A 25229-nucleotide genomic window follows, 5' to 3' on the forward strand; every position below is an offset into this window, starting at 1 on the left:
AGAAAAAATGAATATTGGGGAGGAAGGCCGGTGGGCTTGGTTCTGGACAAGGTCAGCAGGCATGTCGGCGGCCACGTTCACCTCGAGAACGTGTCGCTGAGCCTGGAGCGCGGGTCGCTGAACGTTCTGCTGGGGCCGACCCTGTCGGGCAAGACGTCGCTGATGCGGCTGATGGCCGGGCTGGACGGGCCCAGCGCCGGGCGCGTGCTGGTGGACGGGGTGGACGTGACGGGGCGGCACGTCCGCGAACGCTCCGTCGCCATGGTCTACCAGCAGTTCATCAACTACCCCTCCCTGACCGTCTACGAGAACATCGCCTCCCCCCTGCGGGTCGCCCGCCGGCCCAAGGACGAGATCGACCGCAAGGTGCGGGAGGCCGCCCGCCTGCTGAAGCTGGAGCCCTACTTGCAGCGCACGCCGCAGCAGCTCTCCGGCGGCCAGCAGCAGCGCACCGCCATCGCCCGCGCCCTGGTCAAGGAGGCGCAGCTCGTCCTGCTCGACGAGCCGCTGGCCAACCTGGACTACAAGCTGCGCGAGGAGCTGCGGGAGGAACTGCCGAAGATCTTCGCCGCGACCGGCGCCGTCTTCGTCTACGCGACGACGGAACCGGCGGAGGCGCTGCTGCTCCGCGGCAACACGGCGACGCTGTGGGAAGGGCGGCTGGCGCAGTTCGGGCGCACGCCGGACGTCTACCGCCGCCCGGCCAACCTGACCAGCGCGCGCGTCTTCTCCGACCCGCCGCTCAACACCATGCGGGTGCACAAGCGCGGCTTGCAGATCGTGCTGGCGACGGGCGAGCACGGGCCGGCGCGCGGCGTCCTGGCGGAGCTGCCGGACGACGACTACACCATCGGCTTCCGCGCCGACCATCTGCATCTGACGCGGCCCCACGCCGACGCCATCTCCTTGAGCGGCGCCGTGGCGGTCAGCGAGATCACCGGGTCGGAGAGCTTCGTCCACATCGATCTGCCGCGCACCGATGGCGGGGCGGACCGCTGGGTGGCCGTCACGCGCGGCGTGCTGGAGGTCGAGCCGGGCGAGCGGATCGAGTGCTTCATCGACCCGCGGCGGCTGTTCGTGTTCGGCCATGACGGGCGGCTGGCCGCGGCGCCGCCGCTGGTCATGGCGGCGTGACGGGAGGGCGGACGGCATGGCGCGCATCGACCTTCAATCCCTCGGCCACAGCTACACCCTTAACCCGAAGAGCGACGACGACTACGCGCTGAAGCCGATGACCCATGTGTGGGAGCAGGGCGGGGCCTACGCGCTGCTCGGGCCTTCGGGCTGCGGCAAGACCACGCTGCTGAACATCATCTCCGGCCTGCTGACCCCCAGCGAGGGGCGGGTGCTGTTCGACGGCAAGGATGTGACGGCCCTGCCGACCGAGGCGCGCAACATCGCCCAGGTCTTCCAGTTCCCCGTCGTCTACGACACCATGACGGTCTACGAGAACCTCGCCTTTCCGCTGCGCAACCGTGGCCTGCGCGGGGCGCCGCTCGACGCGCGGGTGCGGGAGATCGCCGGGCTGCTCGACCTGACGGCGGACCTGAACCGGCGCGGGCGGAACCTGACCGCCGACGCCAAGCAGAAGATTTCCCTGGGGCGCGGGCTCGTCCGCCCGGACGTGGCGGCCATCCTGTTCGACGAGCCGCTGACGGTCATCGACCCGCATCTGAAATGGGAGCTGCGGTCGAAGCTGAAGGCGCTGCACCGCGCGCTCGACCTGACGATGATCTACGTGACCCACGACCAGACGGAGGCGCTGACCTTCGCCGACAAGGTGGTCGTGATGCATGACGGGCGCGTCGTCCAGGTGGGCCGTCCGCAGGAGCTGTTCGAGCGGCCCGCCCACGTCTTCGTCGGCCATTTCATCGGATCGCCGGGAATGAACGTCCTGCCGGCCGAGGTGTCGGGCCGCGCCGCGCGGGTCGGCGGCCACGTCATCGCGCTGCGCCGCGGCTATCCGGCCCTCAGTGGTGGGGCGAAGATCGAGATCGGCGTGCGGCCGGAGTTCGCCACGCTGGCGCCCGCCGGGGCCGGCGGCGTGCCGGTGCGTGTGCGCCGGCTGGATGATCTGGGGCGCACGCGCATCGCGCGGGTGGAGCTGTCGGGTCTGCCGATGGCGGCGACGGTGCCGGAGGACCTGACTCTCGCGGGGGACGAGGCGTCGCTGCTGCTCGATCCCGCCATGGTGCATGTCTACGCGGACGGAACGCTCGTGGAAGGGGAGGCGGCGTGATGGACAAGCCCGTCAACCAAGGGGCCTGGCTGCTGGTCCTGCCGGTTCTTCTGATCGTCGCCTTTTCGGCCATCCTGCCGCTGATGACGGTGGTCAACTACTCGGTGCAGGACACCTTCGGGAATAACCAGTTCTTCTGGAACGGCATCGGCTGGTACCAGGAGCTTCTCGACCCCTCCACTGACCTCGGCGGGCGGTTCTTCGACGCGCTGTGGCGCAACCTGCTGTTCTCGCTGCTGATCCTTCTGATCGAGGTGCCGCTGGGCATCGCCGTGGCGCTGAGCATGCCGCGTCACGGCTGGCGGGTGGCGGCGACCCTGGTGGTGCTGGCTCTGCCGCTGCTGATCCCGTGGAACGTCGTCGGCACCATCTGGCAGATCTTCGCCCGCGAGGACATCGGCCTGCTCGGCTGGGCGGTCAACCGGCTGGGCATCCCCTACAACTACACGGCGGACCCGCTGTCGGCCTGGGTGACCATCGTGACGATGGACGTCTGGCACTGGACCTCGCTGGTGGCGCTGCTCTGCTACGCCGGCCTGCGCTCCATCCCCGACGCCTTCTACCAAGCCGCAAGGATCGACGGGGCCTCGCGCTGGGCGGTGTTCCGCAACATCCAATTGCCGAAGATGCACCGGGTGCTGCTGATCGCCGTGCTGCTGCGCTTCATGGACAGCTTCATGATCTACACGGAGCCCTTCGTGGTGACCGGCGGCGGTCCCGGCAACTCGACCACCTTCGTGTCGATCGACCTCGTGAAGCTGGCGCTGGGGCAGTTCGATCTGGGCAAGGCCGCGGCCCTGTCCATCGTCTACAACCTGATCATCCTGGCGGTCTGCTGGGTCTTCTACACCGTCATGACCCGCATGGACGCGCAACGGAACTAGCAAAGGAAACGGGCCATGCTGCGCGCACGGATCGTCCTCACGCTCTACATCCTGTTCCTGATGCTGCCGATCTACTGGCTCGTGAACATGAGCCTGAAGACGAACACCGAGATCGTCAGCGGCCTGACGCTGTGGCCCCACACGCTGACCTTCGAGAATTACCGGCGGATCTTCACCGATTCGTCCTGGTACTCAGGTTACCTGAACTCGCTGCAGTATGTGGCGCTGAACACGGTGCTGTCGATCGCGCTGGCCCTGCCGGCGGCCTACGCCTTCTCGCGCTACCGCTTCGTGGGCGACAAGCATCTGTTCTTCTGGCTGCTGTCCAACCGCATGGCCCCGGCGGCGGTCTTCGCGCTGCCCTTCTTCAACCTCTACTCGGCCATCGGGCTGTTCGACACGCCGCTGGCCGTGGCGCTGGCCCACTGCCTGTTCAACGTGCCGCTGGCGGTGTGGATCCTGGAGGGCTTCATGTCCGGGGTACCGCGGGAGATCGATGAGACCGCCTATCTCGACGGCTACAGCTTTCCGCGATTCTTCGTGAAGATCTTCATGCCGCTGGTGGCCAGCGGGATCGGCGTCACCGCCTTCTTCTGCTTCATGTTCAGCTGGGTCGAGCTGCTGCTGGCGCGCACGCTGACCTCGGTGGACGCCAAGCCCATCGCGGCGACGATGACGCGCACCGTCTCGGCCTCCGGCATGGATTGGGGGCTGCTGGCGGCGGCGGGGGTGCTGACCATCCTGCCCGGCGCGCTGGTGATCTGGTTCGTGCGCAACTACATCGCCAAGGGCTTCGCCCTGGGCCGCGTCTGACGGGAGGGAGGACGCCGCCATGGACACCGTCACCGAACATCTCGCCTGGATGGCCTGGACCTGGCAGACCGGCGCCTTCTTCGTCGTCATCGCCGGGCTGCTGACCCTGCTCACCGTCCTGGCGCTCAACCGGCCGGAGGTGGCGCGCCCCGGCGTGCTGGGCATCGCCACGACGCGCGGCGACCGGCTGTTCATCACGCTTCTCGGCAGCGCCTTCATCCACCTCGCCTGGCTGGGGCTGGTGGGGGAGGAGGTGCAGTACGCGACCGCGCTTTCGCTTCTCTACGCCGCGGCGGTCTTCCGCTGGGTGTGACGGCCGGCCTGTGTCGGCCGGAACGGGCCTATAACAATGGAAACGGGAGGAATAAATGATGCGTACCCTGTATCTCGCCTCCGCATCCGCGGCGGCGCTTCTTCTGTCATCAGCCCCGGCCTTCGCCGACATCGAGGCGGCCAAGCGCTGGATCGACAGCGAGTTCCAGCCTTCGACCCTGTCGAAGGAGGATCAGCTGAAGGAAATGCAGTGGTTCATCGACGCCGCCAAGCCCTTCGCCGGGATGGAGATCAACGTCGTCTCCGAAACCATCACCACCCATGAGTACGAGGCCCGGACGCTCGCCAAGGCCTTCAGCGAGATCACCGGGATCAAGCTGCGCCACGACCTGATCCAGGAAGGCGACGTGGTCGAAAAGATCCAGACGCAGATGCAGTCCGGCAAGAACATCTACGACGCCTGGATCAACGACAGCGACCTGATCGGCACCCATTTCCGTTACAAGCAGGCCGTGGCGCTCAGCGACTGGATGGAGGGGGAGGGCAAGGACGTCACGTCCCCCACGCTGGACGTGAACGACTTCATCGGCAAATCCTTCGGCACCGGTCCGGACGGCAAGCTCTACCAGCTTCCCGACCAGCAGTTCGCCAACCTCTACTGGTTCCGCTACGACTGGTTCCAGCGCCCGGACCTGAAGGAGAAGTTCAAGGCCAAGTACGGCTACGAGCTGGGCGTCCCGGTCAACTGGTCGGCCTATGAGGACATCGCCGAGTTCTTCACCAACGACGTGAAGGAGATCGACGGCGTCAAGGTCTACGGTCACATGGACTATGGCAAGAAGGACCCGTCGCTGGGCTGGCGCTTCACCGACGCGTGGCTGTCGATGGCCGGCAACGGTGACAAGGGTCTTCCCAACGGCAAGCCGGTGGACGAGTGGGGCATCCGCATGGAGGGCTGTAGCCCGGTCGGCTCCTCCGTCGAGCGGGGCGGCGACACCAACGGCCCGGCCGCCGTCTACTCCGTCACCAAATACGTGGAGTGGCTGAAGAAATACGCGCCGCCGCAGGCCGCCGGCATGACCTTCTCCGAATCCGGTCCGGTGCCGGCCCAGGGCAACGTCGCGCAGCAGATGTTCTGGTACACCGCCTTCACCGCCGACATGGTGAAGGACGGCCTGCCGGTGGTGAACGCCGACGGCACGCCGAAATGGCGCATGGCCCCGTCGCCCAAGGGCGCCTATTGGAAGGACGGCATGAAGCTGGGCTACCAGGACGCCGGGTCCTGGACACTGCTGAAATCCACCCCGGTGGACCGCCGCAAGGCGGTGTGGCTCTACGCCCAGTTCACCATGTCGAAGTCGGTCAGCCTGAAGAAGAGCCATGTCGGCCTGACCTTCATCCGGGAAAGCGACATCTGGGACAAGAGCTTCACCGAGCGCGCGCCGAAGCTGGGCGGGCTGGTGGAATTCTACCGCTCCCCGGCGCGGGTGCAGTGGACGCCGACCGGGGTGAACGTGCCGGATTACCCGAAGCTGGCACAGCTCTGGTGGCAGAACATCGGCGACGCCTCCTCCGGCGCCAAGACGCCGCAGGCGGCCATGGACGCGCTGGCCGCGGCCCAGGACTCCGTGATGGAGCGTCTCGAGCGCTCGGGCGTGCAGGGCGAATGCGGACCGAAGCTGAACAAGAAGGAGTCGGCGGAGTTCTGGTTCGCCAAGGCCGAAAAGGACGGCACCACCGCGCCGCAGCGCAAGCTGTCCAACGAGAAGCCCAAGGGCGAGACGGTGGACTACGACCAGCTCATCAAGTCCTGGCCGGCCTCGCCGCCGAAGAAGGCCGCGATGGCGCAGTGATGACGTAAACAACTTGAGATAACCCTCTCCCCTCTGGGGAGAGGGGAGGGTGAGGGGGATCCGCATGGCGGCACGTCCGGCAAAAGCGCAACCCCCTCACCCCAACCCTCTCCCCAGAGGGGAGAGGGAACGAACGAGACCATAGGAAAGACCATGCCTGAAGCCGGCCACGTCCTCGCCATCGATCAGGGGACCACCTCCACCCGCGCCATCGTCTTCGACCGGCGGGGTGTTCCCGCCGGGATCGCCCGGCGCGAGTTCGCGCAGCATTATCCCGCCGACGGCTGGGTGGAGCACGATCCGGAGGACATCTGGCGCGACACCGTGGCGGTGATGCGGGGCGCCGTGGAAGAGGCCGGGCTGATCGCAGCGGACATCGCCGCCATCGGCATCACCAACCAGCGCGAAACCACCGTCGTCTGGGACCGCCGCACCGGCGAGCCGGTGCACCGCGCCATCGTCTGGCAGGACCGCCGCACCGCCGACCTCTGCCGCAAGCTGGTCGAGGACGGTTGCGGGCCGCTGGTGCGGCGCAAGACCGGGCTGCTGATCGATTCCTACTTTTCCGCCACCAAGATCGGCTGGATTCTCGACCATGTTCCCGGCGCGCGGGAGCGGGCGGAGAGGGGCGAGCTGTGCTTCGGCACCATCGACAGCTTCCTGCTGCACCGGCTGACCGGCGGGCGGGTGCACGCCACCGACGCGACCAACGCCTCGCGCAGCATGGTCTTCGACATCCACCGCCAGGACTGGGACGACGAGCTGCTCGCCCTGTTCCGCATCCCCCGCGCCATGATGCCGGAGGTGCTGGACAGCAGCGCCGAGTTCGGCGCGACCGAACCGGACCTGTTGGGCCGCGCCATCCCGATCACCGGCATCGCCGGCGACCAGCAGGCGGCGACCTTCGGGCAGGCCTGCTTCCAGCCGGGCATGGTCAAGTCCACCTACGGCACCGGCTGCTTCGCCCTGCTGAACACCGGCGGCGAGCCGGTCGAGTCGCGCTCCAACATGCTGACCACCGTCGCCTACCGGCTGGACGGGCGGACGACCTACGCGTTGGAGGGCTCCATCTTCATCGCCGGGGCGGCCATCAAATGGCTGCGCGACGGGCTGGGGATCATCACCCACGCTTCGCAGACCGACGACATGGCGACCCGCGTTCCGGACAGCCACGGCGTCTATCTGGTGCCGGCCTTCGTGGGGCTGGGCGCCCCCCACTGGGACCCGGAGGCCCGCGCCGCCATCTTCGGCCTGACGCTGGACGCCGGCCCGGCCCACATCGCCCGCGCCGCGCTGGAGGCGGTGGCCTTCCAGACCCGCGACCTGCGCGACGCCATGGTCTCCGACTGGTCGGCCGCGCACACGGCGACCTCCGACGCGCTGCGGGTGGACGGCGGCATGGCGGCGAACGACTGGCTGTGCCAGTTCCTCGCCGACGTGCTGGACCTGCCCGTGGAACGCCCGGCGGTGATCGAGACGACCGCGCTGGGCGCCGCCGGGCTGGCCGGGCTGAAGGCCGGAGTCTACCGCGACCAGGCGGCGCTGGCCGGCGCGTGGCGCTGCGACCGCCGGTTCGAGCCGCGGATGGACGCGGCCAAGCGCGTCCGCCTCTACGACGGCTGGCTGGACGCCGTGCGCCGCGTGCGCCGTGAACGCTGAGGGACAGAAGCCATGACGTGGTTGGGCGAGGATCTGCGCGGCAAGCGCGTGCTGGTGACCGGAAGCAGCCGGGGCATCGGGGCGGCGGTGGGCACCGCCTTCGCCAGTCTTGGCGCGCAAGTGGCGCTTCACGGTTCTGGTGGCAACGATGCCGCGGCCCGGCTGGCGCTCGCCCTCACGGCGGGCGGGACGGAGGTCTACGCCGTTACCGGCGACTTCCGCGACCCGCGCGCCGTGGAGTCGGCGGTTGACGCGGCGGTGCAGGCGCTGGGCGGGCTGGACATCCTCGTCAACAACGCCGGCACCATGGTCGGGCGGGTGCCGCTGGAGCGGATCGGCGACGATTTCCTGGACGAGGTGATCGACCTCAACCTGCGCTCGGTCGTCGTGGCCTGCCGGCGCGCCCTGCCGGCCCTGCGCGCCTCCGGGGGCGGGGCCATCGTCAACACCGTCTCCATCTCCGCCCGCACCGGAGGCAGCCCCGGTTCCTCGATCTATAGCGCGTCGAAGGCCTTCGTCTCGACCTTCACGCGCTCCCTGGCGGCGGAGCTGGCGCCGGACCGCATCCGCGTCAACGCCGTTTCGCCCGGCACCATCGACACCGATTTCCACCAGCGCTACTCCTCGCCGGAGAAGTTGGCGGCGACGGCGGCGCGCATCCCGCTGGGCCGGCTGGGCACGGCGGAGGACTGCGTCGGCGCCTATCTGTTCCTGGCGTCCGACGCGCTCAGCGGCTACATCACCGGGCAGGTGATCGAGGTGAACGGCGGCCAGCTCATGGCGTGAGGGGCCCCGGCGCGGCAAGCCGATCCAGGACGAAGCGCAGCCGCTCCGTCACCGGCGCCTTGGGCAGCGCGACCAGCTCGTAGCCCAGCCCGCCGTAGGTTTCGACCATGGCGTCGTGGGTTGCCGCGGCCTCAGCCAGGGTCTGCCGGCGCTCGGCGTCCGGCGCGAAAATCTCCGGCCAGGGCGGTGCCACGAAGACGGTCTGGTGATAGCGGAAGCGGCGGGCCGCCGTTTCCAGATGCGCGGGCACCGGACGCTTCATCAGGCGCAGGTAGCCGATGACGTCCGGAATGCCACGGTCGAAGAAGACCGTCCCCTTCTGCTCCCGCGCGAGGCGGAGGGAGCGCAAATCCCAGCACAGCATCAGCTCCGCGAAGGCCGACGGGTCGATCCAGGGCAGCGCCGGGCCGCCGATGGCGGTCTGGTCCTGGATGATGGCGCGGCCCGCCTCCACGCTGTGGGCGTGGCCTTCGCGGGCCAGCGCTTCGATCAGGGTGCTTTTTCCGGAGCCGGGGCCACCCGTGACGACGACGAAGCGATGCGAATCGTCGCTCATGGGACGTCCTCCTGTGTTGTTGGTACAGTCGCCGTGGAAAGGACGAATCATGCCGCCCAAACGCCTCCTCGTCGTCGCCCATTGCCCATCGCCCAACACGCGGACGCTGCTGGACGCCGTGCTGCGCGGGGCACGGTCGCCGGAGGTGCAGGGGGTGGAGGTGCTGGCGAAACCGCCGCTGGAGGCGGGGCCGGAGGATGTGCTGGAGTCGCAGGGCGTGATCCTCGGGACGACCGAGAATCTGGGGTATATGAGCGGGGCGCTCAAGGATTTCTTCGACCGCAGCTATTACCCTTGCCTAGAGCGCACCCAGGGGCTGCCCTACGCGCTGTTCGTGCGGGCGGGCCATGACGGGACGGGGACCTGCCGCGCCGTCGCCTCCATCGCGACGGGGCTGCGTTGGCGTCCGGTGCAGGAACCGCTGGTCTGCCGCGGCCCCTACCGCGACGATTTCGCCGCCTCCTGCGAAGAGCTGGGGCTGCTGATGGCCGCCGGGTTGGAGGCGGGAATTTTCTGACGGCCTATGCCCGGCGGGGTGGCATCTATCGGGAGTGCTATTGACGACACCCCCCATTCATACAGTCTCCTACGTGCAACGAAACAGCGTCACGCCCGATGACGCGAGCATAAGGAGGGGCCGATGGAGAGCAGCAAGGGCCGGCCGGTCTGGCACGGCGAGGTCAAGCAGGTCGGGACCATCACGGTCACCGACGACACGACCGGAAAAACCGTCAAGCTGCCGCTGCTGGAAGGCGAAACCGGCCCGCGCGCCATCGACGTGCGCAAGCTCTACGCCGAAACCGGCTATTTCACCTTCGATCCCGGCTTCACCTCGACGGCGAGCTGCGAGTCGGCGATCACCTACATCGACGGCGACGAGGGCATCCTCCTGCACCGTGGCTACGCCATCCAGGATCTGGCGGAGAATTGCGATTACCTGGAGGTCTGCCACCTGCTGCTGCGCGGCGAGCTGCCGGACCCGCAGCAGAAGGAGGAGTTCGAGCGCACCATCACCTACCACACCATGGTGCACGAGCAGTTGAGCCGCTTCTACAGCGGCTTCCGCCGCGACGCGCACCCCATGGCGGTGATGTGCGGGGTGACCGGAGCGCTCTCGGCCTTCTACCACGACTCCACCGACATCCTCGACCCGCGCCAGCGGATGATCGCCGCGCACCGGCTGATCGCAAAGATGCCGACCATGGCCGCCATGGCCTACAAATATTCGGTCGGCCAGCCCTTCATGTATCCGCGCAACGACCTCAGCTACGCGGAAAACTTCCTCTACATGACCTTCGGGACGCCCTGCGAGACCTGGAAGGTCGATCCGGTCCTGGCCCGCGCCATGGACAAGATCTTCATCCTGCACGCCGACCACGAGCAGAACGCCTCGACCTCCACGGTGCGGCTGGCCGGCTCGTCGCACGCCAACCCCTTCGCCTGCATCGCCTCGGGCATCGCGGCGCTGTGGGGTCCGGCCCACGGCGGCGCCAACGAGGCCGTGCTGCTGATGCTGGAGGAGATCGGCTCGGTCGAACGCATCCCCGAATTCATCAAGCGCGCCAAGGACAAGAACGACCCCTTCCGCCTGATGGGCTTCGGTCACCGGGTCTACAAGAACTACGACCCGCGCGCCAAGATCATGCGCCAGACCTGTTACGAGGTCCTGGACGTGCTGGGCATCAAGGACGAGCCGCACCTCGCCATCGCCATGGAGCTGGAGAAGATCGCGCTGGAGGACCCCTACTTCGTCGAGAAGAAGCTCTATCCCAACGTCGATTTCTATTCCGGCATCATCCTGAAGGCGATGGGCTTTCCGACCAGCATGTTCACCGTGCTGTTCGCGTTGGCCCGCACCGTCGGCTGGATTTCCCAGTGGCAGGAGATGATCGAGGATCCGCAGCAGAAGATCGGGCGTCCCCGCCAGCTCTACACCGGCAATCCGGGCCGCGCCTTCGTTCCGCTGAACAAGCGCGGCTGACGGAACGCCGGTCCCTTACCCCACGGCGATGCGGTAGTTCAGCTCCCGCGTCGCTCCGGGGGCGATGTGCACCAGCCCCGGCTTGTCCATGAACTCCCCGTGGAACGCCGCCGGGGAGGCGTGGCCGTGCCAGGGCTCGATGCACAGGAAGGGCGCGCCGGTCGGCTTCGACCAGATACCCAACTCGTTGAAGCCCTCCCAGGAGACGGTGATGGCCGGTGTGCCGGGCGCGCCGTAACGGACGGAACGGCTGGCCGGCCGGTCGAGGATCACCGCGTCCCGCGTGAACAGTCCCTCGGTCAGCGGCAGGCGGCGGCCCTCGACGGGCGTCGGTTCCGGCTGCGGCGACAGGAGCCCACCCTCGACGCGGCGGATCGGCGCGGGCTCGTCGGTTTCGAACAGAAGCGCGTGCGCCTCCTTCGGCACTCCGTCCCGCAACGGCCAGAGGAAGGCCGGATGCACGCCGAGCGAGGCGGGCAACGTCTCGTCGCCTGGGTTGGTGATGCGGTGGCGGATGGTCAGCCCGTCCGCGTCCAGCTCGAACATCAGCTCCAAACGGAAGGCGAAGGGATAGAGCGCGCGGGTCTGCGCGTCGTCGGACAGCGACAGGCGGCAGAGGGTCGCGGTGTGCTCCTCCCAGGCGAAGCGGCGGTCGCGGGCGAAGCCGTGCTGCGTCATGCGGTAGGTCCGTCCCTGGTGGCGCAGCGTGTCGTCCTTCAGCCGCCCGACGATGGGGAACAGCACCGGCGCGTGGCGCGGCCATTCCGGACCGGCCTGCCAGAGCAGCTCCCGCCCGTCGAGGGTCAGCGAGCACAGCTCCGCCCCGTCGGCCTTGATCGCGGCGCCGAGGCGTCCGTTGCTGAGCGCGTGCCGGTCCATGGGCCGAGTCCTTTGTGGAGATCAGTGGGGCGGATAGACCGCGGTGATGCCTTCGATGATCGTCTGGGCGGCCAACGCCGCCAGGACGATGCCCAGAACGCGGCTGACCGTGTGGATCACCGTGCGGCCGAGCAACCTGTTCACCAGATCGGCGACGACCAGCAGCGCCATGACGCTGCCCACGGCGACCGCGGCCGCGCCCAGCACCATGCCCTGGCCGCCCAGCGTCGCGCCGTAGCGGTCCATCAGCAACAGCGTGGAGGTGATGGCGCCCGGCCCGGCGATCAATGGAATCGCCAGCGGAAAGACGGCGAGGTCGTGGGCCTCCTCCTCCGTCCGGGCGTCGTCGGCGGTGCGTTCCTTGCGCTCGGCCCGGCGCTGGAACAGCATTTCGAAGGCGATCCAGAACAGCAGCGCGCCGCCGGCGATGCGGAAGGCCGGCATGCCGATGGACAGGGCGCTCAGCACCAGCTCGCCCAGATAGGCGAAGAAGACGATGATGGCGAAGCTGATCAGCGGGCCGCGCAGGGCGATGGTGCGCTTGCGCCGGCTGTCGAAGCCACGGGTCAGGCCGAGATAGATCGGAACCAGCCCGATCGGATCGACCACGACGAGAAACACCACGAGCGCGCTGATGAAATCTTCCACGGACGGCCCCCCGGAGTGCATGGCCTTGCTGGCCCACCTTCTGTTAGCAAAGCCACCAAAGGCGGCCAAGGGGAGGCTCGTCGAAAAACGCTGATTGCGGACCGCAATCCATGCTGGCGCATGGCGTGGCCGTGGTTATAATCGCTTCACAATTCAAATTTTCTCTCCTCCCGGAGCACAGGCGTTGAGCAAGACCGTAATCGTCGTGGACGACAGCAAGCTGTCCCGCATGCATGTCCGCGGCATAATACTTCGGAACAAGCCGGATTGGACGGTCATCGAAGCGGCGAACAGCGCTGAACTTTATGGAAAACTGGACGAAGGTGATATCCATATCGCCATAATCGATTTCAACATGCCCGGCGACAACGGCCTGGAGGCCGCCGCCCGCCTGCTGCAGGCGAAGCCGGACATCCGCGTCGCCATCATCACGGCCAACGCCCAGGATTCGGTGGTGTCCGGCATCCGCGCGCTGGGCGCCGCCTTCATGCCCAAGCCGCTGGAGGAGGAGCAGATGGCCCGCTTCCTCACCGCCGCCAGCCTGCCGCGCCGCCCGTCTTCCAACGATGCGTCCGGCGGGGGCACTGTTTGACCGGTCCGGCCCGGCCGGGACGCGCCGATGGACACGATCCCCATGGGGCTTGAGCTGGACGATCTGGAACGCGACGCGCTGACGGAGCTGGGGAACATCGGCGTCGCCCGGGCGTCCACCGCGCTCAGCCGGATGATCGGCGGGCCGGTGGAGATTTCGGTGCCGATGGTCAGCCTGATCCCCGGCGATCGGGTGTCCGGCCAGCTGCGGTCGGCGCTGCCGGGAGCGTTGATCGCGGTCACCGAGTGCCTGTCCGGCGCCTTCCTCGGCTCGGCGATCCTGCTGATGCCCGAACGCAGCGGCCTGCCGCTCGCCGCCGCCGCCCTGCCGCCCGGCGTTCCCAAGGAGGACGCGGCGGAGCTGGTGGAGGAGGCGCTGGCCGAGGTCGGCAACATCGTGCTGAACAGCTGCCTGTCCTCCATGGGCAATCTGCTGGGCGTCGCGGTCGGCACCACCCTGCCGCAGGTCTTGCGCGGCGTGGGGGACGACCTCCTGGAGCGCTGCGGCGTCGCCCTGACGGCGGAGGCGCAGGCCATCCTGTTCCACGTCACCTTCCGCACGCCGCCCCACGACGTCGAGGGGACGGTCGTCCTGGCGCTCGACGCCGGGTCCGCGGTGGAGCTGAAGGCGGCCATCGGGCGCTACATCGGCCGGGTATTGGCCTGAGGGCCGTCACCCGGCAGCAATCGACACACGCCAATCAACAAGAGCCCCCGGCAGGAACGCACGGGCTCGCGGGGCAAGGGGTTTGGATCATGGCCTTGGTCAAGAAGAAGCGGATCGACACGGCGAGCGCCTCCCGCAACGCGGACGGCGGCGAGGATGCGACGGTGCTTCCCAACGACGCCGCTCTGCCCAACCAGCCCGACAACGCCCTGTCGACCCGCCGCGCGGCGGAGGTGCGGCGGCGCGCCCGCGCCGGCAACCGGCGGCGCAAGGCTGCGGAAGGCATCGCCGCGGCGGCGAACGAGCTGGCCAGCGGCGTGACCCAGGCCGCCGCCGCCGCCGAGGAGCTGCGCAAGGCGATGGAGCAGGTGGCCGCCGGCGCGGAGGAGGCGGCCAGCGCCACCCAGCAGTCGCAGCGGATGATCGATCGCAGCGCCAGCCTGATCGGGCGGGCGCGCGGCAACGCCGAATCCTCGCTGTCGCGCATCGAGGCGTTGCAGGCGCTGATGAAGGACGTCAGCGGCCAGATCCTCGCCTCCGTCGATGGGCTGGTCCGCGCCGCTACGCGCCAGGAGGCCGCCGTCGCCCTGGTCCGCGACCTGGAGCGGCAGGCGGCGGAGATCGGCACCATCGTCGAGGGGGTGGCGGTCATGGCCGACCAGACCAACCTCCTGGCCCTGAACGCCGCCATCGAGGCCGCCCGCGCGGGCGACGCCGGGCGCGGCTTCGCCGTGGTGGCCGACGAGGTGCAGGCCCTGGCCGAGCGCTCCGAACGGTCCGCCAACGAGATCAACCGCATGGTCGCGGAGATCCAGAAGGCGGTGGGGGCCATCGCCGAGAGCATCGTGACCGGCGCCGACGCGTCCAAGGCGGAGGTGGAGCGGGGTCGTCAGATCGCCGGCCAGCTCGACCGGGTGCGCGACGGCATGGGGGACATCGCCCGCGGCGCCCAGGAGACCATCAAGGCCGCGCTCGAGGCCGATTCCGCCGGGCGGGAGGCGCAGCGCGGCGCCGAGAGCGTGGCTTCGGCCGCGGAGGAGCAGGCGGCGGCCAGCGAGGAGGCGCTGAAGACCGTCGGCGAGCAGGCCAAGGCGCTCGCCCAGAGCGAACAGGCCGCCGGCCAGCTGTCCGATCTGGCCGACGAGCTGACCGGCAGCACCGACGTCCACCGCGCCGCCGGTGATCTCGCCTCGGCCGCCGAGCAGCTGTCCGCCGCCATCGAGGAGATCAACCGCGCCGCCGCCCAGATCATGGCGGCGATCACCCAGATATCCCGGGGCGCCCAGGCCCAGGGGGCGGCGACCCACCAGTCCAGCAGCGCCATCGAGGAGATCGAGGCCAGCGCCCGGCTCGGCCACAGCCGCGCGGAGGAGGCGCTTCAGCGCTGCGTCAGCCTGGAGGCGCTGCTGTCCGAGACTCAGGGCATGGTGGGCGCCCTGACCGCCGGGGTGGGGGAGGCGGTCGCCGCCAGCCGCCGCACGGTGGAGCGCATCGGCGCCATGGAGCAGATCGGCCGGCGCATCGACAAGGTGGTCGACGCCATCTCCATCATCGCCATTCAGACCGGCATGCTGGCGGTCAGCGGTTCCATCGAGGCGGCGCGCGCCGGGGAGTTCGGGCGCGGCTTCACCGTGGTCAGCAACGACATCCGCAACCTCGCCCGCGACAGCTCGGAGAATGTCGAGCGGGTGAAGGACATCGTCCACGCCATCCAGGACCAGATCGGGCGCGTCCGCCGCGACATCGAGGACATCGGGAGCGAGACGGCGCGCCAGTCCGCCCGCCACCAGGAGTTCGCCGGAAGCCTCGCCGCCGCCATCGCCGACCTGGGCACCGTGACCTCCGGCAGCCGCGAGATCGTCGAGGACGCCGGCGAGGTCCAGCGCGCCGTGGCCGAGGCGCAGAAGGGCGTGGAGCAGGTCGCCGCCGCGGCCAACCAGGCCAACCGCTCCGCCAACGAAGCGGCCAAGGCCGCGCGGGAGCAGGCCAAGGGAGCGGAGGAACTGGCCGCCGCCATCGAGCAGATCGCCGCCATGGCCGAAGAACTGCAAGGGGCCGGCTGACCGGCCGGCGGGGAGACGACCCATGGCCGCGATCATCCGCCACGACGGCGTGCGTTCCTTCGTCCTCTTCACGGTCGGCGGCGTGGGGCTGGCCCTGCCGCTGGACGAGGTCCTGGAAATCCTGCGCCCGCCCGCGCTGGTGTCCATCCCGCTGGGGCCCCCCGGCCTGGAAGGGCTGGCCCGGCGGCGCGGCGCCGTGCTGCCGGTCATCGGGCTGCGCCGGGTCCTGGGCCTTGCCGGGGCCGGACAGGGGGGAGCGGATGGCGGGGCGGCGGCGGCGCGGCTGCTGATCGTCCGCCACAAGAGTCAGCCGGTCGGCCTGTTGGTGGACCACGTCCTCGGCCTGTCCGCCGTGGACGAGGACCGCGTCGTCGATTCCGGTGCGGTGCCCGATCCGTCCATCGAGGCGGATCTTCTGGCCGGTGCCGTCCTGGCCGGGGATGGGCGGGACGGCGCGCTGATTCTCGATCCCGGCCCGCTGATCGAGCGCCAGTTCGCCGACCTCGGGCCGGCCGGTGGCCCCGCCGGGGCGGCGGATTTCAACGCCTCCGCCCCGCCCAAGACCCTCGCCGTGGTGCGGCAGGATGAGGAACAACTCGTCGTCCTCACCGTTGCCGGACAAGAGTTCTCGCTGCCGGTGGCGGCCGTGCGGGAGGTCGTTCCGGTTCCGGAAGCGGTGACCCGGGTTCCCCGCGCCCGTCCGCATCTCCTGGGCATGATGACGTTGCGCGACGCGCTGCTTCCCCTGGTCGGGCTTCGGGAGCTGTTCGGGCTTGACGCCCGGAAGGGAATGGACCGTGGCAAGGTGGCCGTCCTGCGCACGGCGGAGGGGCTGGTCGGTGTGGTGGTGGAGGACGTGCGGGAAATCCTGCGCGTTCCCCGCGGACGCATCGACCCGGTGCCGCCGCTGATGGCGAGGGAGGCGGAGTTCGCGGACATGGACGGCATCGCCCGGCTGGACGGCGGCGCGCGGCTGGTCCCGGTCCTGTCGGCGGAACGGCTGTTCCGTCACGGCACCGGCGATGGGGCTGGGACGACGGGCGGCGACGCCCGGATGCGGGAAGGAGAGGCGGCTGTGGCGATGGACGCGGAGGCGGAACGGGCGGAGGCCTTCGTGGTGTTCCGGTTGGCCGGGGCGGACTACGGCCTGCCGGTCGCGGCGGTGCAGGAGGTGTTGCGCCAGCCGGACGCCGTGACCCCGCTGCCCAACGCGCCGGACTTCGTCGACGGCGTGACGACCCTGCGCGGCGCCGTCCTGCCGCTGGTCGCGCTGCGCCGTCTGCTGCGCCTGCCGGAGGGGCTGGGCAGCGCGGGGGAGCGTGGCCGCGTCGTGGTGATCGCCGCGGGGGGCGCGCGCGCCGGGCTGCGGGTGGACGGCATGGCCGGGATCGTCCGCATCCCGGTTGGCGCCATCGGACCGGCCCCCGTCGTATCGCGGGCCCAGCACCGCCTGATCCGCCGGATCGGCGCGCTGGAGAGTGCCGGGGAGCGGCGGATGATTCTGCTGATGGACCCGTCCGAACTGCTGGACATGGACCAGCTCGCCGACCTGCTGGCCACCGTCTGATCGGAAGGTGGTCCCGTCATGCTGAAGGTCCTGGTCGTCGATGATTCGGCGCTGATGCGGCGGCGCATCGGCGATATCCTCTCGTCCGCCGGTTTCGCGGTGGAGACCGCCGCCGACGGGGCGGAGGCGCTGAAACGGCTGCCCGCTTTCGATCCGGATGTGGTGACCCTGGACGTCACGATGCCCGGCATGGACGGCCTCGCCTGCCTGAAGCGCATCATGGTCGAGCATCCCAAGCCGGTGGTGATGGTGTCGGCGCTGACCGCGGACGGGGCGGAGGTGACGCTGGAGGCCCTGCGGCTGGGGGCGGTGGAGGCGGTGCGCAAGCCGTCGGGGGTCGGCGCCATCGCTGGCATCGCCGAGGAGTTGGTCGATACCGTGCGCGCCGCCGCCGGGTCGCGCCCGCGTCGGGTGCTGGGGTTGCGGGAACGGCTGCGCCGGGCGCGCGAGCGCATCGCCGGGGCGGATTTCCTGGCCGATGCTCCCCTTTCCAATCCGCCGGCCGAGGCCGACGGCGCCGGCGACCCGGACGAGGGGCTGGTGCTGATCGGCGTGTCCACCGGCGGGCCGCGCACGCTGGAGGACATCCTGCCGCTTCTGCCGGCCGATTTTCCCTGGCCGGTTGTGGTGGTCCAGCACATGCCCGCGAGCTTCACCGGGCCGCTGGCCCGCCGCCTCGACACCATTTCCGCCGTGACGGTGGTGGAGGCCGCGACGGCGACGCCGCTCCAGCCGGGGATGGCCTGCATCGCGCGCGGCGGCGCCGACCTTCAGATCGTCCGGCGCGGCGGGCGGCTGGTCGCCCAGCCGGTTCCGATGGACGAACGGCGGAACTGGCACCCCAACGTGGACCGGCTGGTCGAAAGCGCGCTGCGCGTCGTGGCACCGCCGCGGCTGATCGGCGTTCTTCTGACGGGCATGGGGTCGGATGGCGCGGCGGCGATGACGGAGCTGCGCCGCCAGGGCGGGCGCACCATCGCGGAGGCGGAGGGCAGCGCCGTCGTGTTCGGCATGCCGCAGGAGCTGATCCGCCGCGGCGGCGCCGACATGGTGCTGCCGTCCGACCGGGTGGCCCAGCAGGTGACGCGGTGGGTGAGGGAATGACAACGGTGACAGGCGCGGGGGAGGCGGCGGCATGGCCCTGGTGAAGGCACGCAAGATCGACAGAGCGAAGCCCGGACCCGTTGCGGAGGGTGGCGATCCGCTGGCCTTGCTGGAGGATGCCAACCCGGCGTGCCGCCGCCGGGCCGCCCACGCGCTCGGCGAGCGTCCCGACGCCGTTCCCGCCCTGTCGGCGAGGCTGGCGCGGGAGGAAGACCCGAGCGTCCGTGAAAGCCTTCTCACCGCCCTGGTCCGCACCGGCACCGCGGCGGCCGCGGCGGCGCTGGTGCCCCATCTGGGGAGCGAGGATGTCGGGCTGCGCAACGGCGTGATCGAAAGCCTGCAGCAGATGCCCGCCGCCGTGGTGATGCCGGAGGTCGCGCCGCTGCTGACGGCCGCGGATTCGGACCTGCGCATCTTCGCGGCGCAGCTCGTCGGGAAGCTCCCCCATCCGGACCGGCTGGCCCTGCTGGCCGGGGTGATCGACCGCGACCCGCATGTGAATGTCTGCCTCTCCGCGGTGGAGGCGCTGATGGATGGCGGCGACCCTGCGGCTCTGCCGGTCGTGGAGCGGCTTGGCGGGCGTTTCCCGGACGATCCCTTCGTCGCCTTTTCCGTCGATGCGGCGCGCCGCCTGTTTTCCGGAGCCTGAATGAGCCTGCCTTCGGATAAGGGGCCTTCAAACAAGGGTCCTTCGGGCAAGGGGGACGCCACCGGCCTGAGCGCCGCCGATTACGACGCCTTCTGCCGGTTCCTGCGGGAACGCACCGGACTGTCCTTCACCGAGGCCAAACGTTATTTCGTCGACCGCCGCGTGACGGAGCGGATGGCGGCGGTCGGCGTCGAGCACGTCCGCCAGTATCTGAACCTGCTGCGCTTCCAGGCGTCGGGGGAGGAGTTGCAGCTTCTCGTCAACCGCATGACGGTGAACGAGACCTACTTCTTCCGCGAGATGTATCAGCTCGATTGCCTGGTGAACGCCGCGCTGGACGAGGTGGTGAGCGGGCGGCAGCCGGGCAGCCGGGTGCGCATCTGGTCCGCCGGCTGCGCCACCGGGGAGGAGCCCTATTCCATCGCCATCACGCTGCTGGAGCGGTGGAGCCGGGTCGATGATTTCGAGATCGAGCTGTACGCCTCCGACATCGACAGCCATGTGCTGGCCCGCGCGCGCGAGGGGATTTACGAGCAGCGGTCGCTCCAGGCGATGCCGCGGGATCTCGTCGCCAAATACTTCACCCGGCTGGACGACCAGAGCTGGCAGATCATGGAGGAATTGCGGGACTCCATCGATTTCTCGCTGGTGAACATCGCCGATCCGCAGCAGATGGCGAATTTCCGTGGCATCGACGTCATCTTCTGCCGCAATCTTCTGATCTACTTCGACGACCTGGGGCGGCGCGAGGCGGCGTCGATGTTCTACGACGCGCTGTCGCCCAACGGGTTCATCTGCCTGGGCCATTCGGAAAGCATGAGCCGGATGTCCTCCCTCTTCGTGCCGCGTCGGTTCCCCGACGCCATCCTCTATCAGAAGCCCCAGAGTTAAGGAGGCCGCCCGGTGACCGATCGACCAGACCCGCAACCCCGCGTCCCCCAACCCCACGTCCTCGTGGTGGACGACGCCGTGACGGTCCGGGCCTACACCCGGCAGGTTCTGGAGGCCGACGGCTTTCAGGTCGACGAGGCGGTGAACGGGATCGACGGGCTGGAGCACGCGCTGTCGTCCACGCCGGATCTGCTGATCGTCGACATCAACATGCAGAAGATGGACGGTTACACCATGCTGCGCCGGCTGCGGCAGGAGCGAAGCTTGCGTGACGTGCCGGCGATCATGATCAGCACCGAATCCAAGGACAGCGACCGCGAGAAGGCGCTGCTCGCCGGGGCCAACTGGTATTTCGTCAAGCCGGTCCGTCCCGCCGACCTCACCGCCGCCGCCCGCCTGCTGACCGGACGTGAGGGACGGTCATGAGCGCGCTGTTCGAGCAGTTCGTTCTCGAATCGCGGGAGTTGCTGGAAGCGGCGGGCGCCGCCCTGCTGCGGCTGGAGCGTGACCCGACCGAAACGGCGGCGGTCAATGACCTGTTCCGCGCGCTGCACACGCTGAAGGGCGCCACCGCCCTGTTCGACATGGCCCCCTTCACCCGCATGGTTCATGCCGGCGAGGACGCGCTGATGGCCGTGCGCGACGGGCGCGCCGTCATGAACGGCGATCTGGCCGACCGGTTGCTGGACCTGCTGGACATCGGCACGGCCTGGATCGACGGGCTGGAGCACAGCCAGTCCCTTCCCGACGACGCCGACACCCGCGCGCGGGCGCAGGAGGCGGGGTTGCGCGCCGCCCTCGGTGGATCGGCGGAGAGCATGGACGGCGGCACGCCCGCCGGCTTCACCTGGGTGGACGAGTTGCCGGAGGCCGAGCGGGCCAAGGCCGCCGGGCGCACGGTCACCGCGATCGCCTACGACCCCGCGGAAGACTGCTTCTTCGCCGGGGACGATCCACTCGACCTGTGCCGCCGCATCCCGGACCTGCTGCTGCTGCGCGTCGAGACCGCCGGGGCGTGGCCGACGCTGACGGATCTCGACCCCTACCGTTGCGCCCTGCGCTTCCGCGCGCTGAGCGGCGCTCCGAAGGATGAGCTGACCCGTCTGTTCCGCAGCGTTCCCGATCAGGTGTCCCTCGCCACGGTCGCGATCCCCGCGCCGTCCGCGCCGGTGCCCCTGGCCGCGCCGCCCAGCCTCGCCACGGCCATGCTGCGGGAGCAGGCGCGCATCCTGGGCCTGCCCGGCAGCGACGCGGAGACGGCGGCGCGCCGGCCCGCGGTGCTGCGGGCGGTGCGCAACATCCTGGCCGCCGAGGGACGGAACGCCGACGCGCCGCCTCTGGACCGCGCGGCCGACGGCCCGGCGGACGCGCTCATCCGCTGCATCGAATCCCTGGCCGACGGCCCGGCCGCAGCCGCTCCGGCGGCGCCCGCCGCTCCGCCGCTCCAGGCTCGGCGGACGCTGCGGGTGGATGCGGAGCGCATGGACCGGCTGATGACTCTGGTCGGCGAACTGGTCGTCGCCAAGGGAAGCCTGCCCTACCTCGCCCGCGAGGCGCAGCAGGGACGGAACGCCGACGCGCTGGCCCAGGGGATCAAGGAGGCCAATGGCCGCATCGATTCCATCGTCGGCGACCTGCAGGACGCGGTGCTGCGCCTGCGCCTGCTGCCGCTGTCGCGCGTCTTCGACCCGCTGCCCCGGCTGGTGCGCGACACCGCGCGGCGGCTCGGCAAGCCGGTCGAACTGCACCTTTCCGGCGGCGAGACGGAGGCCGACAAGGACATTCTCGACATCCTGGGCGAACCGCTGCTGCATCTCGTCCGCAACGCCCTGGACCATGGCGTCGAGACGCCGGAGCGCCGCCGCGCCGCCGGCAAGCCGGATGTGGCGACTCTCCGCGTCCATGCCTTCCAGGACAGCGGCGGCGTGGTGGTCGAGGTGTCCGACGACGGGGCGGGCATCGACGCGGCGGCGGTGCGCCGCAAGGCGGTGGCCCAGGGCGCCCTGAGCGCGGAGCAGGCGGCCGCCCTGTCCGATACGGAGGCGCTGCGCCTGATCCTTCTGCCGGGGCTCAGCACGTCGGACAGCGTGTCGGACCTGTCGGGCCGCGGGGTGGGAATGGACGCGGTGCGCGGTGCGGTGGAGCAGGCGGGTGGACGGGTGGAGATCGCCTCGGCCCCCGGTGTCGGGACGCGTTTCCGCCTCGTCCTGCCGCTGACCATGATGGTCACGCGGCTGGTGACGGTGGAGACGGCCGGTGCGCTCTACGGCTTTCCGGTCACGCTGGTCACCGGCATGCAGCGCTTTCCCCACGGCGCGATCCGCCGGATGAAGCACGCGGAGAGTGTCGTCGTGCAGGACACGGTGGTGCCGCTCCTGCGGCTGCGCCGCCTGCTCAACCTGCCGGAGGACGAGCGGGAGCGCAGCGGGGAGTCGGTGCTTCTGGTGGACCTCGGCGGGCAGCCGGTGGCGCTGGTCGTGGACGCCTTCCGGGAGCGCGCCGAGGTGGTTCTGAAGCCGATGACCGGCCTGCTCGCCCGGCTGCGTGGCTACGCCGGTACGGCGGTGCTCGGCGACGGAAGCCTTCTGCTCGCCCTCAATCTGCGGGAGTTGGTGTGATGCCCATCCGTTTCGAGGACCGCACCGCCCGTTTCGAGGGCGCCTGCACGGTGGACGAGGCGATCCCTCTGGCCGAATGGCTGTGCGCCGTGGAGGAGCCCCGGCTGGACCTCGGCGGCTGCACCGCCCTGCACACCGCGCTGCTTCAGGTGCTGCTGGCGGCGGGCCGGCCGGTCGCGGTGCCGCCGGAGGACGCCTTCCTCAAGGGCTGGGTCATGCCGGCGCTGCTCGGGCCGGCGCTGGCCGGGCCGTAGCCCGCCTGCGCTTGCTGCGGACAACCTCCTAGGAAAACAGCTCCATCGTGTCGGGAACCTTGGTGGGCGTCCGCCCGGCCAGGATGGCGCTGACCGCCTCGACCGCGGAGATCAGCGAGGTCTGCGAGAAGGGCTTGGGCAGGCAGCCCAGCCCATACTCGCGCGTCGGCTCCACCTCCTCGCGGTAGGAGGTCACGAACAGGCAGGGGATGCCCAGCGCGGTCATCCGGCGGGCGGCGTCGATGCCGCTGGAACCCTGGGCCAGATGGATGTCGACCAGCGCCAGATCCGGCTTGACCTCCTGCGCCAGGACCAGCGCTTTTTCGCTGGTCGAGGCCGGGCCGTGCACCTCGTGCCCGGCGGATTCCAGGTAGAAGCTCTGCTCCATGGCGATGAGGACCTCGTCCTCGACGAGTAGGATCTTCATCCGTTCCACTCCGCCGCGCTGTCTTCCAGGATGGGGCCGCGCGTCTCCGGCATGGTCAGCGCGATGCGGAAGGAGGTGCCCCGCTCCACCGGCATCAGGGTGACCGTCGCCCCGACCTGTCCGGTCAGGCTGGTGATCAGGCGCATGCCCAGGCTGCGCGACCGGCGCATGTCGAATCCGGCGGGAAGCCCCGGCCCCTGGTCGGTCACGGTCAGCGCCAGCAGATCATCGGTCCGGTCGAGCGACACCAGGACGTTGGCGGGCGAGGACCCGCGATGCTTGATGGCGTTGGTGATCAGCTCGTTGGCGATCAGACCCAGCGGTGCGGCCTGATCGATGGGCAGGTCGACCCGCTCGGCCCGCACCTCGATGGAGCCCAGGGTGTCGCCGCCCGACGCGCGGGACAGGTCGGCGCACAGCTCGTTCAGATAGCTGCCGAACTCGATGGTCTGGAACTGCTCGGTCTGGTACAGCCGGCTGTGCACGCGGGCGATGGCGTCGATGCGGCTGCGGGCGTCCTGGAAATGGACCCGCTCGGCGGCGCCCGGAAGGCTCATGGTCTGCAGCGTCAGCAGGCTGGAGACGAGCTGGAGGCTGTTCTTCACCCGGTGGTTCACTTCGCGCAGCAGCGTGGACTTCTGCCCCACCAGCTTGCGCAGGGCCGCCTCCATCGACTTGATCTCGGTGACGTCGATGTGCATCAGCACCGCCCCGCCGAAGGGACCGGCGGCCATCGGCGCGGCGAGACAGCGGTACCAGCGCGGCCCCTTGTCCGACAGGCCGGGATACTCGATGGACACCGGCGATCCGCCGCGCAGCAGGCCGCGCAGCCCTTCGATCAGCGCGTCGGCGTGCTCCGCTCCGCTGCGGATGGCGGCGCAGGCTTCCAGATAATCGTCGCCGATGGCCGAACCGTCGCCGAGGAATCCGGCTTGCGGCCCACTTTCCGCCCAGGCCTTGTTGACGGAGATGATGTGCCCGCCATGGTCGAGGACGGCGATGTGCGCCGGCAGCGCGTCGAGCGTGGCCTTGGTCTGCTCGGCGAGCTGGCGCATGGCCAGCGCGTTGGCCTTCAGTTCCTCGCGGGTGCGGCGGCGCTCGGTGATGTCGCGCAGGACGCCGGTGACGAAGCTCCGTCCCTCCGACTCCCAGCGGGCCAGCGACACCTCCAGGTCGATGCGGGTGCCGTCGCGCTTGCGGCCGATCAGCTCCACCGGGGCGGGCCGCCCGGCCGGATCGCGCTCCAGCAGGCCGGACCAGTCGGGGGAACCTTCAGCGAGGAAGAGGCTGACATGCTGGCCGATCAGCTCGTTGGGCGGAAAGCCGAATTGCAGCGCGGCCGCCCCGTTGGCCCATTGCACCACGCCGCGCGTGTCGGTGGTGACGATGGCGTCGGGGGCGGTGTCGACGATGGCGCGGTAGCGCGCGTCCCGCTGTTCGCGCAGAACCCGCTCCCGGTTGACCACGGCGGTGACGTCGGTCACCTGGATCAGGCAGTAGGAGGCGTTGGCGACGGTGAAGGGGCGGATCAGCACGTTGTGGACCATCCGCCGCCCGTCGGGGCAGCGCAGCGGGAACAGCACCGGGTTCAGCGTGTGGGACAGGACACTGGGCGCCCCGGTCTCCAGCACGTCGCGCACCGCGTTGTGCAGCCGCGTGTCGCGCAGGGACGGCAGGGCCTCCACCAGCTCCCGCCCGTGGATGCCGGGCTCGGGCGTGCCGGACGCCCGTTCCATCCAGCGGTTCCAGAACTGCACGCGGCCATGGCGGTCCAGCACGACGATGCCGGCGTCCATCGCGTCGAGAAGGCCGTCCAGCCATGGCATG

At 69.9% G+C, this 25229-nt stretch carries 25 protein-coding genes; 20 read left to right on the forward strand and 5 right to left on the reverse strand.

Translation table 11 applies throughout. The features are described 5' to 3' along the window. Nucleotides 1-30 precede the first annotated feature (30 nt). The 8 genes from DXK32_RS10875 (at nt 31) to DXK32_RS10910 (ending at nt 8507) form a co-directional block, all read left to right on the forward strand. A complete protein-coding gene (locus tag DXK32_RS10875) occupies nt 31-1134 on the forward strand; it encodes an ABC transporter ATP-binding protein (protein WP_114858517.1) in 1104 nt (367 codons plus the stop codon). Nucleotides 1135-1150: 16 nt separating this feature from the next. Then, nucleotides 1151-2239 carry an ABC transporter ATP-binding protein gene (locus tag DXK32_RS10880; protein WP_114858518.1) on the forward strand — a complete coding sequence of 363 codons (1089 nt, stop codon included), beginning with the start codon at nt 1151-1153 and terminating at the stop codon, nt 2237-2239. After that, complete coding sequence (locus tag DXK32_RS10885; protein ID WP_059399526.1) at nt 2239-3123, forward strand: carbohydrate ABC transporter permease; 885 nt, start codon at nt 2239-2241, stop codon at nt 3121-3123. The genes DXK32_RS10880 and DXK32_RS10885 overlap by 1 nt, the downstream gene beginning before the upstream one ends. Before the next feature lie 15 nt (nt 3124-3138). Further along, on the forward strand, nt 3139-3936 hold the full coding sequence (locus DXK32_RS10890) for a carbohydrate ABC transporter permease (protein WP_014242527.1): 798 nt from the start codon (nt 3139-3141) through the stop codon (nt 3934-3936). 19 nt (nt 3937-3955) lie between these two features. Next, complete coding sequence (locus DXK32_RS10895) at nt 3956-4249, forward strand: DUF2160 domain-containing protein (RefSeq protein ID WP_114858519.1); 294 nt, start codon at nt 3956-3958, stop codon at nt 4247-4249. A 55-nt stretch (nt 4250-4304) separates the two neighbouring features. Next, a complete protein-coding gene (locus DXK32_RS10900; RefSeq protein ID WP_114858520.1) occupies nt 4305-6062 on the forward strand; it encodes an ABC transporter substrate-binding protein in 1758 nt (585 codons plus the stop codon). Between the two features lie 153 nt (nt 6063-6215). After that, nucleotides 6216-7721 carry a glycerol kinase GlpK gene (gene glpK, locus DXK32_RS10905; RefSeq protein ID WP_114858521.1) on the forward strand — a complete coding sequence of 502 codons (1506 nt, stop codon included), beginning with the start codon at nt 6216-6218 and terminating at the stop codon, nt 7719-7721. Nucleotides 7722-7733: 12 nt separating this feature from the next. Next, the gene (locus tag DXK32_RS10910) at nt 7734-8507 is read left to right on the forward strand and encodes an SDR family NAD(P)-dependent oxidoreductase (protein ID WP_114858522.1); all 774 of its coding nucleotides are present in this window, start codon (nt 7734-7736) and stop codon (nt 8505-8507) included. On the opposite strand, the gene DXK32_RS10915 is transcribed toward DXK32_RS10910, so the two are convergent. Next, on the reverse strand, nt 8497-9063 hold the full coding sequence (locus tag DXK32_RS10915; RefSeq protein ID WP_114858523.1) for an AAA family ATPase: 567 nt from the start codon (nt 9061-9063) through the stop codon (nt 8497-8499). The genes DXK32_RS10910 and DXK32_RS10915 overlap by 11 nt on opposite strands. A 49-nt stretch (nt 9064-9112) precedes the next feature. On the opposite strand from DXK32_RS10915, the gene DXK32_RS10920 reads away from it, so the two are divergent. Beyond that, on the forward strand, nt 9113-9580 hold the full coding sequence (locus tag DXK32_RS10920) for a flavodoxin family protein (RefSeq protein WP_114858524.1): 468 nt from the start codon (nt 9113-9115) through the stop codon (nt 9578-9580). A gap of 123 nt (nt 9581-9703) precedes the next feature. Next, nucleotides 9704-11044 (forward strand): citrate synthase, encoded by a 1341-nt coding sequence (gene gltA / locus DXK32_RS10925; protein ID WP_114858525.1) that lies wholly within the window; start codon nt 9704-9706, stop codon nt 11042-11044. 15 nt (nt 11045-11059) lie between these two features. Here the strand turns inward: gltA and DXK32_RS10930 are convergent, their stop codons facing one another. Both DXK32_RS10930 and DXK32_RS10935 read right to left on the reverse strand, forming a co-directional pair. Then, complete coding sequence (locus DXK32_RS10930) at nt 11060-11923, reverse strand: aldose 1-epimerase family protein (protein WP_114858526.1); 864 nt, start codon at nt 11921-11923, stop codon at nt 11060-11062. A 21-nt stretch (nt 11924-11944) separates the two neighbouring features. Beyond that, complete coding sequence (locus tag DXK32_RS10935; RefSeq protein WP_247877089.1) at nt 11945-12571, reverse strand: MarC family protein; 627 nt, start codon at nt 12569-12571, stop codon at nt 11945-11947. A 184-nt stretch (nt 12572-12755) separates the two neighbouring features. Between DXK32_RS10935 and DXK32_RS10940 the strand changes: the two genes are divergently transcribed. From DXK32_RS10940 to DXK32_RS10985, 10 genes are all read left to right on the forward strand, one after another. Next, nucleotides 12756-13163 carry a response regulator transcription factor gene (locus DXK32_RS10940; RefSeq protein ID WP_114858528.1) on the forward strand — a complete coding sequence of 136 codons (408 nt, stop codon included), beginning with the start codon at nt 12756-12758 and terminating at the stop codon, nt 13161-13163. 27 nt (nt 13164-13190) lie between these two features. Beyond that, on the forward strand, nt 13191-13829 hold the full coding sequence (locus DXK32_RS10945) for a chemotaxis protein CheC (protein ID WP_114858529.1): 639 nt from the start codon (nt 13191-13193) through the stop codon (nt 13827-13829). Between the two features lie 89 nt (nt 13830-13918). Beyond that, on the forward strand, nt 13919-15892 hold the full coding sequence (locus DXK32_RS10950) for a methyl-accepting chemotaxis protein (protein WP_114858530.1): 1974 nt from the start codon (nt 13919-13921) through the stop codon (nt 15890-15892). 22 nt (nt 15893-15914) lie between these two features. Next, nucleotides 15915-17459: a chemotaxis protein CheW gene (locus tag DXK32_RS10955; RefSeq protein WP_114858531.1), complete on the forward strand. Its 1545-nt coding sequence runs from the start codon at nt 15915-15917 to the stop codon at nt 17457-17459. An 18-nt stretch (nt 17460-17477) separates the two neighbouring features. Further along, the gene (gene cheB, locus DXK32_RS10960) at nt 17478-18563 is read left to right on the forward strand and encodes a chemotaxis-specific protein-glutamate methyltransferase CheB (RefSeq protein ID WP_114858532.1); all 1086 of its coding nucleotides are present in this window, start codon (nt 17478-17480) and stop codon (nt 18561-18563) included. 31 nt (nt 18564-18594) lie between these two features. Continuing rightward, on the forward strand, nt 18595-19212 hold the full coding sequence (locus DXK32_RS10965) for a HEAT repeat domain-containing protein (RefSeq protein WP_114858533.1): 618 nt from the start codon (nt 18595-18597) through the stop codon (nt 19210-19212). Beyond that, complete coding sequence (locus DXK32_RS10970) at nt 19213-20103, forward strand: CheR family methyltransferase (RefSeq protein ID WP_114858534.1); 891 nt, start codon at nt 19213-19215, stop codon at nt 20101-20103. 12 nt (nt 20104-20115) lie between these two features. Further along, nucleotides 20116-20529, forward strand: coding sequence for a response regulator (locus DXK32_RS10975; RefSeq protein WP_114858535.1), 414 nt, complete (start codon nt 20116-20118; stop codon nt 20527-20529). Beyond that, a complete protein-coding gene (locus DXK32_RS10980; protein WP_114858536.1) occupies nt 20526-22721 on the forward strand; it encodes a chemotaxis protein CheW in 2196 nt (731 codons plus the stop codon). The genes DXK32_RS10975 and DXK32_RS10980 overlap by 4 nt, the downstream gene beginning before the upstream one ends. Further along, nucleotides 22721-22975 (forward strand): hypothetical protein, encoded by a 255-nt coding sequence (locus tag DXK32_RS10985; protein WP_114858575.1) that lies wholly within the window; start codon nt 22721-22723, stop codon nt 22973-22975. The genes DXK32_RS10980 and DXK32_RS10985 overlap by 1 nt, the downstream gene beginning before the upstream one ends. Before the next feature lie 28 nt (nt 22976-23003). Here DXK32_RS10985 and DXK32_RS10990 read toward each other — a convergent pair whose 3' ends face one another. Both DXK32_RS10990 and DXK32_RS10995 read right to left on the reverse strand, forming a co-directional pair. Then, the gene (locus DXK32_RS10990) at nt 23004-23402 is read right to left on the reverse strand and encodes a response regulator (RefSeq protein WP_114858537.1); all 399 of its coding nucleotides are present in this window, start codon (nt 23400-23402) and stop codon (nt 23004-23006) included. Then, nucleotides 23399-25228 carry a sensor histidine kinase gene (locus DXK32_RS10995; protein WP_247877090.1) on the reverse strand — a complete coding sequence of 610 codons (1830 nt, stop codon included), beginning with the start codon at nt 25226-25228 and terminating at the stop codon, nt 23399-23401. Before DXK32_RS10995 ends, DXK32_RS10990 begins: the two co-directional genes overlap by 4 nt. Nucleotide 25229: the final 1 nt, after the last annotated feature.

Origin of the sequence: Azospirillum brasilense (assembly GCF_003349955.1) — a bacterium.
GTDB classification, from domain to species: domain Bacteria; phylum Pseudomonadota; class Alphaproteobacteria; order Azospirillales; family Azospirillaceae; genus Azospirillum; species Azospirillum brasilense_B.

What these genes read in the sequence shown, in the direction of transcription:
- DXK32_RS10980 (WP_114858536.1), top strand. Translation starts at nt 20,526, where the DNA reads ATGAGCGCGCTGTTCGAGCAGTTCGTTCTCGAATCGCGGGAGTTGCTG.
- gltA (WP_114858525.1), top strand. Translation starts at nt 9,704, where the DNA reads ATGGAGAGCAGCAAGGGCCGGCCGGTCTGGCACGGCGAGGTCAAGCAG.
- DXK32_RS10910 (WP_114858522.1), top strand. Translation starts at nt 7,734, where the DNA reads ATGACGTGGTTGGGCGAGGATCTGCGCGGCAAGCGCGTGCTGGTGACC.
- glpK (WP_114858521.1), top strand. Translation starts at nt 6,216, where the DNA reads ATGCCTGAAGCCGGCCACGTCCTCGCCATCGATCAGGGGACCACCTCC.
- DXK32_RS10880 (WP_114858518.1), top strand. Translation starts at nt 1,151, where the DNA reads ATGGCGCGCATCGACCTTCAATCCCTCGGCCACAGCTACACCCTTAAC.
- DXK32_RS10950 (WP_114858530.1), top strand. Translation starts at nt 13,919, where the DNA reads ATGGCCTTGGTCAAGAAGAAGCGGATCGACACGGCGAGCGCCTCCCGC.
- DXK32_RS10920 (WP_114858524.1), top strand. Translation starts at nt 9,113, where the DNA reads ATGCCGCCCAAACGCCTCCTCGTCGTCGCCCATTGCCCATCGCCCAAC.
- DXK32_RS10890 (WP_014242527.1), top strand. Translation starts at nt 3,139, where the DNA reads ATGCTGCGCGCACGGATCGTCCTCACGCTCTACATCCTGTTCCTGATG.
- DXK32_RS10900 (WP_114858520.1), top strand. Translation starts at nt 4,305, where the DNA reads ATGATGCGTACCCTGTATCTCGCCTCCGCATCCGCGGCGGCGCTTCTT.
- DXK32_RS10965 (WP_114858533.1), top strand. Translation starts at nt 18,595, where the DNA reads ATGGCCCTGGTGAAGGCACGCAAGATCGACAGAGCGAAGCCCGGACCC.
- cheB (WP_114858532.1), top strand. Translation starts at nt 17,478, where the DNA reads ATGCTGAAGGTCCTGGTCGTCGATGATTCGGCGCTGATGCGGCGGCGC.
- DXK32_RS10885 (WP_059399526.1), top strand. Translation starts at nt 2,239, where the DNA reads ATGGACAAGCCCGTCAACCAAGGGGCCTGGCTGCTGGTCCTGCCGGTT.
- DXK32_RS10915 (WP_114858523.1), bottom strand. Translation starts at nt 9,063, where the DNA reads ATGAGCGACGATTCGCATCGCTTCGTCGTCGTCACGGGTGGCCCCGGC.
- DXK32_RS10990 (WP_114858537.1), bottom strand. Translation starts at nt 23,402, where the DNA reads ATGAAGATCCTACTCGTCGAGGACGAGGTCCTCATCGCCATGGAGCAG.
- DXK32_RS10995 (WP_247877090.1), bottom strand. Translation starts at nt 25,228, where the DNA reads ATGCCATGGCTGGACGGCCTTCTCGACGCGATGGACGCCGGCATCGTC.
- DXK32_RS10930 (WP_114858526.1), bottom strand. Translation starts at nt 11,923, where the DNA reads ATGGACCGGCACGCGCTCAGCAACGGACGCCTCGGCGCCGCGATCAAG.
- DXK32_RS10970 (WP_114858534.1), top strand. Translation starts at nt 19,213, where the DNA reads ATGAGCCTGCCTTCGGATAAGGGGCCTTCAAACAAGGGTCCTTCGGGC.
- DXK32_RS10945 (WP_114858529.1), top strand. Translation starts at nt 13,191, where the DNA reads ATGGACACGATCCCCATGGGGCTTGAGCTGGACGATCTGGAACGCGAC.
- DXK32_RS10955 (WP_114858531.1), top strand. Translation starts at nt 15,915, where the DNA reads ATGGCCGCGATCATCCGCCACGACGGCGTGCGTTCCTTCGTCCTCTTC.
- DXK32_RS10895 (WP_114858519.1), top strand. Translation starts at nt 3,956, where the DNA reads ATGGACACCGTCACCGAACATCTCGCCTGGATGGCCTGGACCTGGCAG.
- DXK32_RS10985 (WP_114858575.1), top strand. Translation starts at nt 22,721, where the DNA reads ATGCCCATCCGTTTCGAGGACCGCACCGCCCGTTTCGAGGGCGCCTGC.